Annotated in this window: 1 pseudogene; it reads right to left on the bottom strand. The window is 28.3% G+C overall.

Annotated features, from left to right (window positions below):
- Positions 1 to 976: pseudogene (locus J5224_RS30235) on the bottom strand (hypothetical protein); the annotation flags it as partial.

Genomic DNA, 976 nt, shown 5'->3' with positions numbered 1-976 from the left:
ACTTTATTGTTAGATATATCTTGGCAGAAGTATTTAACAAATTCATTGCCACGCTCATTCCAAAGATCTTCTAAATAATTCACTACTGCATTTTTCCTTACTTGTTTACTTGTGCAATACGCTAACCCAATAATAGCACCTTGCCTATACCCTCTGTCTGATTCTTGATCTTCCTGTTCTTTAATTGCATTAGAAATCAAATCAATAAAAGGGCGTAAATTAACAGTTTTATCTGCGCTTTGTATGTTACGATACAAATCTTCATATGCTGTGCTTAGTCTCCCATTTTTTTTGGGTTTTGGATCTCCAAAAAAAGCATTTACAACAGGTTGAATAAGATATTTATCTAATGGTAGTTGATTATGTTCATTGTTTTTTGTTTTTAATTTTTTTCTTATTTGAGTAACAAGTTCATGGCTTGATAATGATTTTTTTAAAAACTCAAAAAAGTTTTCCTTTGAGTAACTGAAAACAATTTTTAAAAAATATGAAAAAATTTCATTTTGTGACCATTCCAAATTTATGGCTCTTGCGCTAAAAGAACTTTTATTTGTTAAATTACCTAATCGTTCATATAAATCTCGACGTAAAAAAAGCTTTGGTTGAATATATTCATAAGGAAACCGCATCGCTATTTTGACTAACGGTGATATGACATCATTCCACAAAAATGGTTTAACAATATTATCAAGTTGGTCGAATGTTAATATAAGTCGCTTATCCTTACCTTTTAGCTTATTATTTATTTCATTGAGTTCATCTTCGATTTCCGAGTAAATTTCATTATTTTGAATTAAATTAATGATTTTACTATGAACATCTAGTTTATCTAAGGAAATTATAAGATTTCGATTTTTACCACCATAATTACTTCTTGAACAAATAGCATTCCAAATAAAAAACATCCAGAATCTTTTTACAAAAAGCTCATCTTTTATATATTCATCAAAACCTAGGAACTCAAAATTATCCTTAT

The organism is Candidatus Symbiopectobacterium sp. NZEC135 (assembly GCF_025962695.1).
The sequence above is the reverse complement of the archived record's forward strand: the minus strand, read 5'-3'. Positions and strand labels throughout refer to the sequence as shown.